This is a genomic window from Neobacillus niacini NBRC 15566 (assembly GCF_001591505.1).
GTDB classification, from domain to species: domain Bacteria; phylum Bacillota; class Bacilli; order Bacillales; family Cytobacillaceae; genus Neobacillus; species Neobacillus niacini.
On sequence record NZ_BCVA01000002.1, the window covers coordinates 87,989 to 102,035 of the forward strand.

The 14,047-nt window shown below is 36.8% G+C and carries 15 protein-coding genes and 1 pseudogene; 13 read left to right on the plus strand and 3 right to left on the minus strand.

All coding sequences use genetic code 11. The annotated features are described in order from the left end of the window. Positions 1 to 189: 189 nt before the first annotated feature. From BANA01_RS02360 to BANA01_RS02370, 4 genes and pseudogenes are all read left to right on the plus strand, one after another. Positions 190 to 1,327: pseudogene (locus BANA01_RS02360) on the plus strand (AMP-binding protein); the annotation flags it as partial. Positions 1,328 to 1,498: 171 nt separating this feature from the next. After that, positions 1,499 to 1,813 carry an AMP-binding enzyme gene (locus BANA01_RS30250; RefSeq protein ID WP_235847047.1) on the plus strand — a complete coding sequence of 105 codons (315 nt, stop codon included), beginning with the start codon at positions 1,499 to 1,501 and terminating at the stop codon, positions 1,811 to 1,813. Between the two features lie 99 nt (positions 1,814 to 1,912). After that, positions 1,913 to 2,596: a hypothetical protein gene (locus tag BANA01_RS02365; protein WP_063251487.1), complete on the plus strand. Its 684-nt coding sequence runs from the start codon at positions 1,913 to 1,915 to the stop codon at positions 2,594 to 2,596. A gap of 19 nt (positions 2,597 to 2,615) precedes the next feature. Further along, complete coding sequence (locus BANA01_RS02370) at positions 2,616 to 3,191, plus strand: hypothetical protein (protein ID WP_063251488.1); 576 nt, start codon at positions 2,616 to 2,618, stop codon at positions 3,189 to 3,191. Positions 3,192 to 3,242: 51 nt separating this feature from the next. On the opposite strand, the gene BANA01_RS02375 is transcribed toward BANA01_RS02370, so the two are convergent. Beyond that, entirely contained in the window at positions 3,243 to 4,034 is a 792-nt protein-coding gene (locus tag BANA01_RS02375) for an alpha/beta fold hydrolase (protein WP_420884246.1), read from the minus strand. Between the two features lie 140 nt (positions 4,035 to 4,174). On the opposite strand from BANA01_RS02375, the gene phaQ reads away from it, so the two are divergent. The 8 genes from phaQ to BANA01_RS28985 all read left to right on the plus strand — a co-directional run bounded on the left by phaQ (position 4,175) and on the right by BANA01_RS28985 (position 9,993). After that, positions 4,175 to 4,612 (plus strand): poly-beta-hydroxybutyrate-responsive repressor, encoded by a 438-nt coding sequence (gene phaQ / locus BANA01_RS02380; RefSeq protein ID WP_063251490.1) that lies wholly within the window; start codon positions 4,175 to 4,177, stop codon positions 4,610 to 4,612. Then, on the plus strand, positions 4,593 to 5,207 hold the full coding sequence (locus tag BANA01_RS02385) for a hypothetical protein (protein ID WP_063251491.1): 615 nt from the start codon (positions 4,593 to 4,595) through the stop codon (positions 5,205 to 5,207). The genes phaQ and BANA01_RS02385 overlap by 20 nt, the downstream gene beginning before the upstream one ends. A 273-nt stretch (positions 5,208 to 5,480) precedes the next feature. Next, the gene (locus tag BANA01_RS02390) at positions 5,481 to 6,647 is read left to right on the plus strand and encodes a C40 family peptidase (RefSeq protein ID WP_063251492.1); all 1,167 of its coding nucleotides are present in this window, start codon (positions 5,481 to 5,483) and stop codon (positions 6,645 to 6,647) included. Positions 6,648 to 6,790: 143 nt separating this feature from the next. Beyond that, entirely contained in the window at positions 6,791 to 7,624 is an 834-nt protein-coding gene (locus BANA01_RS02395; RefSeq protein ID WP_063251493.1) for an undecaprenyl-diphosphate phosphatase, read from the plus strand. 310 nt (positions 7,625 to 7,934) lie between these two features. Further along, positions 7,935 to 9,155 (plus strand): ATP-grasp domain-containing protein, encoded by a 1,221-nt coding sequence (locus tag BANA01_RS02400; RefSeq protein WP_063251494.1) that lies wholly within the window; start codon positions 7,935 to 7,937, stop codon positions 9,153 to 9,155. A gap of 23 nt (positions 9,156 to 9,178) precedes the next feature. Beyond that, entirely contained in the window at positions 9,179 to 9,601 is a 423-nt protein-coding gene (locus BANA01_RS02405) for a CotY/CotZ family spore coat protein (protein WP_063251495.1), read from the plus strand. Between the two features lie 126 nt (positions 9,602 to 9,727). Beyond that, positions 9,728 to 9,835 carry a YjcZ family sporulation protein gene (locus tag BANA01_RS28980; RefSeq protein ID WP_082799364.1) on the plus strand — a complete coding sequence of 36 codons (108 nt, stop codon included), beginning with the start codon at positions 9,728 to 9,730 and terminating at the stop codon, positions 9,833 to 9,835. Positions 9,836 to 9,855: 20 nt separating this feature from the next. Further along, the gene (locus BANA01_RS28985; protein ID WP_082799365.1) at positions 9,856 to 9,993 is read left to right on the plus strand and encodes a YjcZ family sporulation protein; all 138 of its coding nucleotides are present in this window, start codon (positions 9,856 to 9,858) and stop codon (positions 9,991 to 9,993) included. 27 nt (positions 9,994 to 10,020) lie between these two features. Here the strand turns inward: BANA01_RS28985 and BANA01_RS02410 are convergent, their stop codons facing one another. Next, on the minus strand, positions 10,021 to 10,443 hold the full coding sequence (locus tag BANA01_RS02410; protein WP_169803638.1) for a YkvA family protein: 423 nt from the start codon (positions 10,441 to 10,443) through the stop codon (positions 10,021 to 10,023). Between the two features lie 62 nt (positions 10,444 to 10,505). Then, on the minus strand, positions 10,506 to 12,242 hold the full coding sequence (locus BANA01_RS02415) for an AAA family ATPase (protein WP_235847043.1): 1,737 nt from the start codon (positions 12,240 to 12,242) through the stop codon (positions 10,506 to 10,508). A gap of 184 nt (positions 12,243 to 12,426) precedes the next feature. On the opposite strand from BANA01_RS02415, the gene BANA01_RS02420 reads away from it, so the two are divergent. Then, on the plus strand, positions 12,427 to 14,007 hold the full coding sequence (locus BANA01_RS02420) for a peptide chain release factor 3 (RefSeq protein ID WP_063251498.1): 1,581 nt from the start codon (positions 12,427 to 12,429) through the stop codon (positions 14,005 to 14,007). Positions 14,008 to 14,047: the final 40 nt, after the last annotated feature.

A 14,047-nucleotide genomic window follows, 5' to 3' on the forward strand; every position in this document is an offset into this window, starting at 1 on the left:
AATGAAAATATCGACAAAAACCATCAATCCTCTTCCTATGCCTTACCTCTATCAAGCATTTGATACTATATTTTATAGTTTAAATTGTGAATTTGTGGAAAATTGTCGATTTGACTGCGTTTACAAATTGCTTTTTTAAAACAATAATTTAAGTGGTTGAAAACTTGATAGGAAATGGGAGGAGATTGTATGGTTTATTCACAGAAGCCATGGTTAAAATTTTATGATCCAAGAATTAGTAAGGATGTTTCAGTAAACTACGATTCTTTATACGATCTTTTGAACCAGGCAGCTATAATCCACGGTGACAAACCCGCTCTTACTTTTTATGAAAGATCTTGGAGCTACAAAGAAACGAGAGCAATTTCAGAATTTCTAGCTGCTTCACTGTACCGTATCGGGTTTCAAAAGGGCGATAGACTGGGAATCATGCTTCCTAACTGTCCGCATTATATTTTTAGCTTATTTGCAGTCTTCCGGTTGGGGGGGATTGCGGTTCAAGTGAATCCAATGTACGTAGAAAGGGAAATTGAATATGCCTTAAATGACTCTGAAGCTGACTATATGGTAGTTTTCGAAGCATTTTATCAAACGGTAAAGGAAGTTCAAACGAGAACTTCATTGAAAAAAATTATCGTCGTGGGATTTGGGGGAAGAAGAATTAATCTTGCAGATGGTGATATTTATTTTGATGATTTTCTAACACATGATAACGTGATTCCTGAAATTCCGATTAATATAGAACAAGATGTAGCTATTTTGCAATATACAGGTGGTACCACAGGTATCTCCAAAGGCGTCATGCTCACCCACCATAACCTTCTGGCTAATATTATTCAAGTCTGTGATTTTACTTATAATGCAGTTGATGAGAAACCAGAAAATTTTAAGATTATCAGTGTACTGCCAATGTTTCATGTCTATGGACTGTCATGCAATGCACTTTCAGCTATCCGAATTGGGTGTAATCAATTAATTCTTCCTCGTTTTGATGTGAATGAATTACTAGAGCTAATCAATCGGGAAAAGCCATTCCAGCTGACTGCAGTGCCCACTATGATATTTGCATTAAATAGTCACCCGCTATTGGAAAATAGCTCAATTAAAGATATTTACTATTTAAGCAGCGGTGGAGCTCCACTGCCTGAAAATTTTTGAAAAACGAGTAGGCATTAGACTTGCAGACGGGTACGGACTTTCAGAAACAGCACCGTCTGCTATTTCTACCCCTCCATTTCTTCCACGTAAACTAGGCAGTGTGGGCATTCCTTTACCGGGTACAGAAGCAAGAATTGTAAAGGAGACAGAAGATGGATATGTAAATGTGCCGGTTGGCGAAGCTGGTGAATTAATTCTTCGCGGGCCTCAGGTTATGAAGGGCTACTGGAAACGTCCTAGTGAAACGCAAATGGTCATAAGAGACGGCTGGCTCTTTACAGGGGATATCGCCAAAATGGATGAGGATGGCTATTTCTATATCTTAGATCGGAAAAAAGATATGATTATTGCAAGCGGATACAATGTTTACCCGCGTGAAATTGAGGAAATTATCTATCAGCATGAAGCAGTAGAAGAGGCCGTAGTCGTTGGAATACCTGATTCTTATCGAGGAGAAACAGTGAAGGCTTTCGTAAAATTAAAAATTGGTGTTACTATTACCCCTGAGCAATTAATAGATTATTCAAGGCAATTTCTTGCTGCTTATAAGGTGCCGAAAGAAATTGAGGTTCTATCCGAACTTCCTAAATCATCTGTCGGAAAGCTGTTAAGAAGAATGCTGCGACAAGAAGAGAATGCAAAGGTTCATTCATAAATAAGCCGCTTATAACTTCGCAGAAAACATCAAGAATCCTTCTAAGAATACATCACGTATTTTCCCTACCTATACAAGATTAAAAGGAGTAAGAGTGAAATGACTGAAAGAAAAGAAGAATCACCAAAAACGCATAAAAGAAGACGAAATGCAGAGGAAAATACCACTGTTGATAATAATATCAAAGAAGTGGAACTTTCTGAACCTGCAGAATCAAAGGAACAAGAACAGTTTTCAAGCTTGGACATTCTTTGGGAGAATGCTTTTAATGAGTTAGATCAATGGGCAAAGCACGGGGATTTTTGTGATGAGGTGTTTTTGAAAGAAGCAAGGTGTTTCGCTGAAAGTATTAGACGAAATCAAGCGAATATTAAATCTGCCAGGGAGCAGTTCAATAAAGAATTCGCAAATTGGGAGCGTATAGCAAGAGAGGAATTCTTAATGTCAACAACAGTTCTTCAGCATGTATTTCCAAAAAGATCGTATGAAGATATTAATCAGCAAATTGACCAAATTCAAAAAAGGACGGCCGCCATTTTAAGGTCTCCATTACAAATGGTCGATAGTAATAAAATGATGGATCAATATTTTGAAATGATTGAACAATATATTGCGGTCAGAAAGAATGGACGGAAGCAATATATTAAAACATTAAAGCAAGCAGGAAGCCTAATCTATGAGAGTCAAAAAGGGTTTGTTGGACTTCTTAGCGGTCAATTAAAATCATTTATGTTCCCTTTATATAAATATATAGAAAAAGCGGAAGAAGTCACAAAATCATAACTTTTGAGGATGATGAAGAATGTCAAAAGAAAAAATGTATGACCCATACGGAGGCATTAAACAAATTAGTGAAATGTGGGCTGGTATTATGAATATACCAACCAAAAAGGATGTTGCGAATGTTGCTAATCTATCAATTCAAGCAGAGGGAAGGTTCGATATTTTAGAGGGAAAAATGCTGAAATTACAGGACAGTCTTGGTGCATTAAATAAAGAAAACTTTGAATTATTTCAAGAAATGATTTGGCTAGTTAAACAAATGCAGGTTGAGTTTCAAAAAACTATCCAAGAAGTAACTGAACTGAACCAAATAAAGGATGATTTCCAGGAATTACGTAAAGATCTTGTCGACATTAAAATTATTCAAGTCCACCTACGTGATGTAAGGGAGGAACTTGAGGAAATAAAAGATTCACAGAAGAAAATGAATATTATTGATGAGCAGAAAACCATTCTTTCCAATTTACAGGAAATTAAACATGGATTAGGTCAATTTGCAGAAATTAAAAGTGAAATAGCTTCCTTAAAGGGGCTTGCGGTTAAAGATAGCCCAAAAGGAAAGACAAAAGAAAAGGAATTCGTTACAACCGTTTAAGTGAAACCATGTTATAAGCGGGAAGGACCCCATCCTTCCCACTTACTTAAATTAGGCAGCAGCCTTATGCCGGTTTAAGAACTTTCTTAGCAGAAGATTAAACCGGTTTGTTGCTTCTAATTTTGCTAAATGCCCAGAGTTTCTAATAATGATAAATTCTGAATGTGGTATCAGCTTGTGCATACAGTATTGAATCCAAACTGGTAAAACGGAGTCATATTGACATCCAATAATAAGAGTTGGGACCTTAATTCTTGGTAATAAGGAAATATTATTAACTTGGAAACATGCATTTAACGATTTTAAAAAAATGTGGCGCTTCGGCTGGAAATAACGTTTGAAATAATCCATATTTTCCTTTGACCAAGAATATAGGCTCATATGAGCAGCTGTTTCTTTTACAGCGTCCTCTGTTGCTGCGACACCCAGCCTCACTTTCTTAAATTTGAATAACGGTTTTCTGAGTTTTTTAGGGAAATAGTGGAAAGTACTAATCAACATAAGAGAGCAAACAAGGTGGGGGGCTTGACGATAAATTTCTTGGGCTACGGCTCCGCCCATTGATAAACCTAAAATGTGAGCGTTTTCAATTTTTAACTCCTCTAATAAAGTAATAACATCTGAAGCGAAATTTGGAATAGTTATCCCTTCCGCTTTGGTACATTCACCATGCCCGCGTAAATCAGGAATAATTAGTTCGTACTGATCAGCCAATTCAAATTGTGACTGCCATCCTTCCTTTACTTCACCTAAGCCATGGATTAGAACTAGAGGTTCACCATTTCCAAAATGTAAATAAGGCATCCCCAACATACTAACTTTTGATTGTTTCAATTTGAACACCACCCTCATTTGATAATTACTTTATTACCAAGTTACGAACCTAGTAAACGTGATGTTACACCATATAATAACATGTATTATTGAAGTTGACAAAATATTACTCATAGGTGTAAAATACATATAGGTGAGGTGATATAGAAATGGTAAATCAAGACAGTCAGTCTGTCAATCCTTCAAAAAATTTTGTTCTGCCATTTATTCTATTGCTTCTTAGCAGAATGTCTCTTCACGGATATGAGCTAAGCCAGAAATTACAAGGATTTGGTTTTAAAACGATTGACCAAGGTAATCTCTACAGACTGTTACGACAGCTCGAAAAGGAAGAGCTAGTGTCATCTGAGTGGGATACAAATGGCAGTGGACCTGCTAAAAGAAGATATTCCATTACTAAAGCTGGTATTACATACTTAAAAGGCTATGCCAATCAACTAGAATCGTACCAATCGATGCTAGACCAATTCTTCAAAATGTATTCAAGTTTCCTTGAGCTCTATATTCCTTCATTTCAAAAGAGGGATCCGATAGAGAAAGTAAACAGTAAAAAGAGGAGGAAGGACGATGGCACAGAAAAAGAATGAAAATATCCAAGCAGTTGAAGAAAAGATGATTCTTGCAGCAGAAGAACCTAAAAATGAAGGTTTATTTGTAGATACACTCTGGAATCAGTATGAACAATCACTTGAACGGGCAAGACAACTGCGGGAAAACCGCGAAGATGCATATGTGAATGCACTAAGAGAAGTCATCAAGTTTAACAAACAATATAGAAAAACAATAGCTAATCTTTTCGAACAGACTAAAAAAACAAATAAAGAAGTAGTCTCTGGTTTCATGGAGCAAATGAATGCACGCAGGGAACAACTTATCAAGGACGAAGAACGAATCGAAGCAGAAATGATGAATGAACGGGTAGAACTTAAAGAGCAGCTTAAAGAGGTATCTCATCAATTAGAAAACCTTGCTCTTACTCCCATCAAATCTGTCTTCCACATTATTGATCAGTTAGAGGATAATTTTGAAAAGAGCACAGAGGCGAACATTGCTTATGGCCGCGAACGTCGAAATGCTTGGCAGCAGGTCACTAATGAGTATGTTAAAATGGCTAGAAATACTCATAAAGAAATCGTCGATCGTGGAAAAAATAGCGTCAAAGAGCTTCTAAAAGCAAAGTAAAAAATACATTGAAAAACATTAACAGACCATCCCTGTAATTGGTCTGTTTTTTCTTGTTATTCTTTGAACATTGTATGTGGAAATATCTTGCAACATAAATTTAATATTACTATTATAAAATTGACAACATTTCATGCTATACTTCTATTTGCATTTAAAATAGGAAATAAGTGGGTATAAAGAATTATTTTTGGTGTTTTGGTAGACTGCTTAATTGTACATAGAAAACCAAAAATTATTGCTATTTGCGATGAGGGAAGCAGGGGAATAAATTTGAAAAAGAAGATTATGGCATTATGTACAATAATCACGTTTGGAAGCCCAACTGTATTACTTCAAGTAGAAGCAGAAGAAAATCATAACCAGCAAATAATTGACGAGCAACGGACAAAAATTCAATTAGAAATCTTAAAAGGTAATGTTGAACTTAACCAAGTAAAAGCTGAAATTAAAAGAATTAATGATCAAATCAAGCGAGTAGAGCAAGCGATTAATGATAATAATCAAATCATTCTTGAAACAGAGAACAAAATAAGTGATTCACAATTAGAGATACAGAAACTGGAGGCTGAGGTCGCAGGACTGAACGAAAAAGTAAACAAGCGTAATGAGATATTAAAAAAACGCGCATTGGCTTTTCAAGAAACGGGTGGAAAGGTAAATTATCTTGATGTTTTACTTGGGTCCTCAAGTTTTAAGGATTTTGTAGATCGAGTTGGTGCGCTAGCTTCATTTGTTGAGGCAGACCAAAATATTATAACTCAACATGAAGCTGATAAAGAGGAAATGAAAAAGAAGCAAACCCAAGTAGAAAATAAATTATTAGAGCTTCAGCATATGATAGTTGAATTAGAAGGTATGCAAACGCAAATTTTAGAGCAGCAGCAACAAAATGAATGGTTAAGAGCAGTAGCAAAGAAAAAAGAGCAAATCACACTAGTCGAACAGGCTGGTTTAATGCAACAGGATTCTGCACTTGTATCTATGTATGATGTAACCGACATACAGCCAGTTCAAATCTGGAATGAATCTTTATTGTTAACAAACGAAAAGGTAAAAAACCTAATTACCCTTGGATTAAAGTATGTAGGAAATTCAGTTTATGTATTTGGCGGGGGCCGGAACGAATATGATATTGAAAATGGAAGATTTGATTGCTCAGCATTTGTAAGTTGGGCGTTTACCCAGGTTGACATCAAAATAGGAGCAAGTACTGAGGTTTTAAAAAATTCTGGAACACCTGTTAGTGTAGAAGAAATGATTCCTGGAGACCTTGTATTTTTTGATACATATAAAAAAGATGGCCATGTCGGTATTTATCTCGGTGCTGGAAAATTTTTGGGTTCACAAAGTTCAACTGGTGTTGCAATAGCTGATATGACAGAAGGTTATTGGTTTGAGACATTCAATGGGCGTGTGAATCGCATAATTTCACAATAAGGGAGCGAGGCGGAAGAGCCTCGCTTCCTTACTATGAAAAAAAGTATTTGCTTATGGCAATGGTTATTGAGTACAATTAATAGGTTATTCCATATCCTTAAAAGTTAAATTAAAAGAAATAGTTAGGAGTAGTTACATTAACCATGGATTTATTATTAATTATCAAAGCTATTATTTTAGGTTTCGTAGAGGGTCTAACTGAATTTGCTCCGGTATCATCGACCGGTCATATGATCATCGTAGATGATATGTGGCTTCGATCAGAAGAATTCTTGGGGAAATATGGAGCAAATACTTTTAAAGTAGTAATTCAACTAGGTTCTATTTTAGCTGTTGTCGTGACCTTCAAAGATAGGTTTATTGACCTCTTAGGAATGGGACGGATAAAAAACAAACTGTCTGGACAAAGTGGTGGTCGTTTAAAATTAACTCAAGTAATCGTTGGATTAATTCCGGCTGGAATCTTTGGCGTTCTTTTTGAAGATTATATTGATGAGCATTTATTTTCAACTGAAACAGTTTTAATTGGTTTAGTGATTGGTGCAGTATTCATGATTATTGCAGATCGCTTTGGTCCCAAAATACCTAAGGTTGAAACAGTTGACCAAATAACATATAAACAAGCAATTACGATTGGTCTCATTCAATGTTTTTCATTGTGGCCAGGGTTCTCTCGTTCCGGCTCAACTATTTCTGGCGGTGTTTTAATCGGATTGAGTCATCGGGCGGCTGCCGATTTTACGTTTATTATGGCAGTACCTATTATGGCAGGTGCCAGTTTTCTTTCTTTACTTAAAAATTGGCAGTATATCACAATCGATGCACTTCCATTTTTTATTGCTGGATTTTTTAGTGCCTTTGTTTTTGCTTTAATCTCCATCCGCTTTTTCTTAAAACTAATCGATAAAATTAAGCTTGTTCCCTTTGCAATATATCGAATTCTGTTAGCTTTAATTATTTTTCTTGTTTACATTTAATTTCCTTTAAGGCAGGAGTCAATTAGCGCATTCTGTCACAAAAAACCAACAACGAAAAGTTGTTGGTTTTTTGTTGGATTAAACAGGATATGCTTATTGAATGTTAAGGCCATACCTTGTGGGGATGGCCATTTATGTAAACACTTGTCCATAATTATTTTAGCAGGCATCTGTCACACTTTAAATTAATTGGTCAAATAACTGTCTGTACATAATGAACATGCCTACACCAACAATTGGAAAAAGAATATTTTATTGTAACAGGAAAACTAGCACAAAAGGTGAGGCCATTTTTAAGTAGGTGCAAAAGATGAATTCAATTGTTTTCTTAGGTACAAATAAAACAGGATCGAGCTATGAAGGAATTAAAGCAGCAAAAAGACTAGGCTACGAAACAATTCTGTTAACAAATCGAACCATATTTGTTGAAGAAAGGGAGGATTATCAGGAGATTGATGATGTACGCATATTAAATATGTCAGATACAGATGAAATACTTTCTGCAATCACTGACATCATTGAAGAGGGGAAAAAGATTGTTTGTTTTATTAGTTTTTTAGATGAATATATTTATTTAGCAGCACTGCTTACTAATTCTCTTTGCCATACACTTCTAACATTAGAACCGTTAGAACTTATGACTGACAAAATTTTAACAAGAAGGTATTTAGCAGGGAAAGATTATAACCCGTTTTATCAGGTTCTCAGTTCAATCGAAAATGCCGACAATGTGATGGAGGAGTTAAAAGACCAATTTCCGCTAATTATTAAATCCCCTCAATCCAATGGTTCAAAGGATGTCATACTGGTCGAAAATGTTTGGGAATGTATGAAGGGTGTGAAACAACTTCACCGTAAAAACTCTAAATCAAAAATATTAGTGGAGGAGTATTTGGAGGGACCACAATATTTGATTGAAATTGTTGTCTATCAATCCACCATCATGGTTGCAGCGATTGTAGAGCAGGAAGTAACAAAGGGTGAACGTTTTATTATCACAGGTTATTCTATTTGTCCTGAGTTGCACTTAGAACAACTGCCAGGGCTAAAGGAGACGGTCCTTTCAATTATAGAGGATTTTCAGATAAGAAATGGTACTTGCCATTTAGAAATGAAATTAACAAATAAAGGCTGGAAGCTAATTGAGATTAATCCGAGGATGGCTGGGGGAGCTATGAATCGGATGATTGAAGAAGCGTTTGGTTATAACCTAGCTGAACAGACAATAAGATTGTTCTCAGGATTAGAACCAGATTTAAGGAAAAAACACAATAAGGCCATTTATACACATTATTTGATTGTTGGAACAGTTGGAAAGTTACTTAAAGTATCAGGTTGTGATTCTGCCAAAGAACAAACCGGTGTATTAGAGGTGAGCATGAAAGCTGAATATGGTCAACTTGTTATACCGCCTCGCTCCATGGGACAACGATATGGATATGTAATTGCTTCAGCTGATTCAAAGGATCGAGCTAGAGAATGTGCTCTGAATGGTGCAAAGCAAATTCAATTTTATTTACAGCCTGTTTAGAATATTTGAAAGGAGGTTTGGTTATGGGGGAAGAACATAAGGTTGTATGTATATGTAAGGATCTGCAGCAACTATTAGAAGAACAAAAAAATTTATCCTTTGAAGATTTTCGTTTTATATGTGACGATTTTGGATATGACACGATTCCGTTTATCCTTTCAACAGGGAAGTGCCAATTTGAGGCTTTTGGATGGAATAATAATGGTAACTTTTTTACAACAAATGTATTTCGATTAGAAGCAATAGATGTTAGGAAATGCTGCGCAACAGTATCACTACTTGAGCCTGTAGATATAGACGGTTATCCAGTGGATTTATGTGACCATGTATTTTCATTAAGAACAACCTCGAATTGTTTAGTTATAGACCTAACCTGTTTTAAATCAATACAGCCGCTCTCACCTAGATTAGTGAATAGGCTCCTACCTATAGTGGAACCAAAATGATTCAGAAGCCCAATTAGATTGGGCTTATTCTTTTTTTCGAAAAGTGGTTTATTTGGATATGTGTCTATCGCACATTTTTATAGATTTGAATAGGATATATGGAATTCAAAAAAGGAGGTAATGTAAATGTCTGGTTCACATGGCGGGTACGGCGCAGGCTTTGCTCTTCTAGTTGTATTGTTCATTTTGTTAATTATTATTGGGGCTTCTTGGGGCCGAGGATACTACTATTAATTTAAAAAGGGGGTTATAATATGCCATTTGGATATGGATACGGTGGATGTGGCTATGGAGGTTATGGTTACGGAGGCTGTGGATTTGGCGGCGGCTTTGCGTTAATCGTCGTTTTATTTATCCTATTAATTATCGTAGGTGCAGCTTGCTTTAGATAAAAATATTTGGATAAAAGGCCCTCTTGACTAGTCAAGAGGGCTTTTTACTAGTGATGAAAATGAATCATTCTGTCTCCACTTTTTAAATTCAATGATTTCGGCAGATAATTTTTTTAATGTAAAGCTGATAACAGCGGCATCATCAAGGATTCCTAAGCCAACAAGAAAGTCAGGGACCACATCTAAAGGAGAAACGAAATATAGGATTGCCCCAATAATGGTTAAGATTGTAGCAGGGGCAACATTTTTATATTCGCCTTTAGAATATGCCTGGACTAAATCAAAAAATAATTGCAGCTTTTCCCAAGCATCACCTAAAGTGCCTTTATTATTTTTCGCTTTGAGTATTGCCTTTTTCAGTAAGCCTTCAGTCTTTTTGGGATTGTCAATGTACCCCTTTGCATTTTGCCGATGTCTTTTTGCCTCATCATCAATTTTTGTGTCCAACATTTGCATACACATCCCTACATAGAAATACATAAAGTTAGTGTACCTCAAAATATCCATTTCATTTATGCAGAAACATCATTACTATTTACTGTAGTTTTTCCCCAAACAATTTCTTCAACCTCAAAGCCTTCAAGTGTTTCTTTCTTTAATAAGCAATCAACTAATTGCTGGTATTGAATCTGATGACTTTTTATTAGATTCTCTGCTTTTTCTAAACCTTTTTTAAACAGTTCTTGCATTTTTTCTTCTTTGTCCTGTTTGTTAAAAGTAAGGGTAAACCCTTCCTGCAGCATACCCGTATCTACCATTTGTTCGATAATTTGCTTTGCCTGCTGTACATCTCCACTGACACCTATGCTATGTTCACCAAGCAGCATTCTCTCGGCAACACCACCGGCTAGCACCATTGCGACCCGGTCTAGTAAATCACTTGTTGTTGATAAATGAACCTCTTTGGGAATAGGTGCCACATAACCGAGTGCCTCACCACGTGGGATAATGGTCGCTTTTCTAACAGATCCTGGCTTCGTTAATGAAGCTACTATGGCATGCCCTGCTTCATGAATGGCCACACGGCGCTTCGTATCAAGATCCTGTAAAGACCGTGAAGTACTTCCTAATATCGTCCGGTCAAGAGCATAATCAAGATCGCCTTTAGTAAGTACATCCTGCCGATTTCGTACTGCCCTTCTGCTGGCTGTTTCAAATAATGATTGCAGCTCTGCTCCTGAAAAACCGGACGTACTTTCGGCTAAATCATCTAAAGAGTCTGTAACGTCATTACTAAGTGCCTTCCCTTTTGTATGAATTTCGATAATTTCTCTTCTTCCTTTTGTATCAGGAAGGGGAATGTGAAACGTAAAGTCAATTCTACCCGGCCTTAGGAATGCTTCGTCAAGCATATCTTTTCTGTTCGTGGCGGCGATAAATAATATTCCATCATTGGAATGCCCTCCATCGAGCTGAACTAGAAGTTCGGTTAATGTTTTTTCTGCTTCTTCACCGCCATGGGCTTTTCTTCTGCCGGCCAAGGCATCTACTTCATCAATAAAGATTACTGCTGGACCTTGTTTTCTTGCAGTCTGAAATAAAGAGCGAACCCTGCTGGCCCCAACTCCTACAAATAACTCATTGAAAGCCGATCCGCTGGCTGAATAGAAAGCCGCATCTAATTCACGGGCAATCGCCTGAGCTAATAAAGTTTTTCCAGTGCCTGGAGGTCCATACAATAAAATTCCTTTAGGTGGTTTAATCCCCATTTTAAGAGCCCTTTCCGGCTCTTTCAGTGTTGAAAGTGTCTGGATAATTTCTTCCTTCATTTCATCACCAATCCCGCCAACATCCTCTAAACTAATGGACGGAAGCGGTCGTGCTTGTGAAACACTATTCTTCATAGAATTTGATAGCCCAAGCCCACCTTTTGTTTTTTGAAGTACAATAGCAGTTCCAACAAGTGCCAGTATTATTCCGGCCATAATCCACTTTCCAAAACGACTGTTATTAGAAAAAGAATAATTAATATTATATTTCTCGACGAGTTTGTCAATCATTTGACTATTCGGCGGAACGTGTGATTCATATTTAAAACCGTCCACTGTAAGTTTAATGCTGCCGTCAGAGTGTTCAGTCAGTGCTACTGGTTTCCCATTTTGTTTTTGAATGGTTTCTTCAACTGAGGAGAAAGGAATTTCAATTTCTTTATTGGTTGTTTGGAAAAACCAAGTTACTCCACCAAGTATTATTAGTAACGCTGCGATGAGCGGAATAATCTTTGAAACTAGTTTTTTACTTTGATTCAATTCAGTCATCTCCTTAATCAGAGTCTAATTCTATTATAAAAGAAAAATGATAAAAGACGATGTGGGAATGGGTGGAAATAGATTTCCAGTTGGGATGTATTAAAGGATTGCAAATTTCACCTCGTACATATAAGATTAAGGGTACGAGAAAAATTTTTGGATTGTCAAAAGAGAGGAATTAGAAATGGGTAACAATTTTAAAGAAGAAGTATTATCGCGTAGAACATTTGCGATTATTTCTCACCCGGATGCCGGGAAAACAACACTTACGGAAAAATTATTATTATTTGGCGGAGCGATTCGCGACGCTGGTACGGTCAAAGCAAAAAAAACAGGTAAGTTTGCAACGAGTGACTGGATGGAAATTGAAAAACAACGGGGGATTTCTGTTACGTCAAGCGTTATGCAATTTGATTATAATGACTTTCGTGTTAATATTTTGGACACTCCCGGACACCAGGATTTTAGTGAAGATACGTATCGTACTTTAATGGCCGTTGATAGTGCTGTTATGATCATCGATTCTGCAAAAGGGATTGAGGAACAAACATTAAAACTATTTAAAGTCTGCCGCATGCGTGGAATTCCAATCTTTACTTTTATTAATAAGCTAGATCGACAAGGAAAAGCGCCATTAGAGCTTCTGGCTGAATTAGAAGAGGTACTTGGAATTGAGTCTTATCCAATGAACTGGCCAATTGGGATGGGTAAAGAGTTCCTCGGGATTTACGACCGTTATTACAATCGAATCGAACAATTTAGAGTAAATGAAGAAGAGCGTTTTATTTCATTAAATAGCGATGGAGAAATAGAAGGTGACCATCCTTTAAAGGCTTCTGGTTTGTATGACCAAACGCTTGAAGAGATTATGCTGTTAAACGAAGCTGGGAATGATTTCACTGCTGAAAAAGTAGCGGATGGTAAAATTACCCCGGTATTCTTTGGCAGTGCACTAACGACTTTCGGTGTCCAAACCTTCCTAGAGACTTATCTGCAATTTGCTCCAGCACCAATGGCTCGTAATTCATCGATAGGTGAAATCAATCCGCTTGGTGAGCAATTTTCGGGATTTGTTTTCAAAATTCAAGCAAACATGAACCCTGCCCATCGTGACCGGATTGCCTTTGTTCGTATTTGTTCTGGTAAATTTGAACGAGGAATGACTGTAAATATTCCTCGCTTAGGTAAACAAATAAAACTCTCCCAGTCCACCTCTTTTATGGCTGAGGAAAGAAATACAGTGGATGAGGCGGTTAGCGGGGACATTATTGGTCTTTATGATACAGGTACTTACCAAATTGGGGATACGATTACTTCCGGTAAAGACAATTTTCAATTTGAAAGACTGCCGCAATTCACACCTGAGCTTTTTGTTAGGGTTTCTGCAAAGAATGTAATGAAACAAAAATCATTTTATAAAGGAATTCAGCAACTTGTTCAAGAGGGTGCTATCCAGCTCTATAAAACAGTAAAAACAGATGATTACTTATTAGGTGCGGTTGGACAATTACAATTTGAGGTTTTTGAACATCGGATGAGAAATGAATACAATGCTGAGGTATTGATGGAACGTATAGGTTCTAAAATTGGCAGATGGATAGAAGGGGAAGTCGTGGATGAAAATCTCTCGAGTTCTAGAAGTTTGCTTGTAAAGGACCGCTTTGATCATTATGTCTTCTTATTTGAAAATGATTTTGCACTTCGTTGGTTCCAAGAAAAGAATCCAGAAGTTAAGCTTTATAACCCTATGGATCAGGACGAGTAAAAGACGGGATATTACCCGTCTTTTTTTATATAAAAAATGC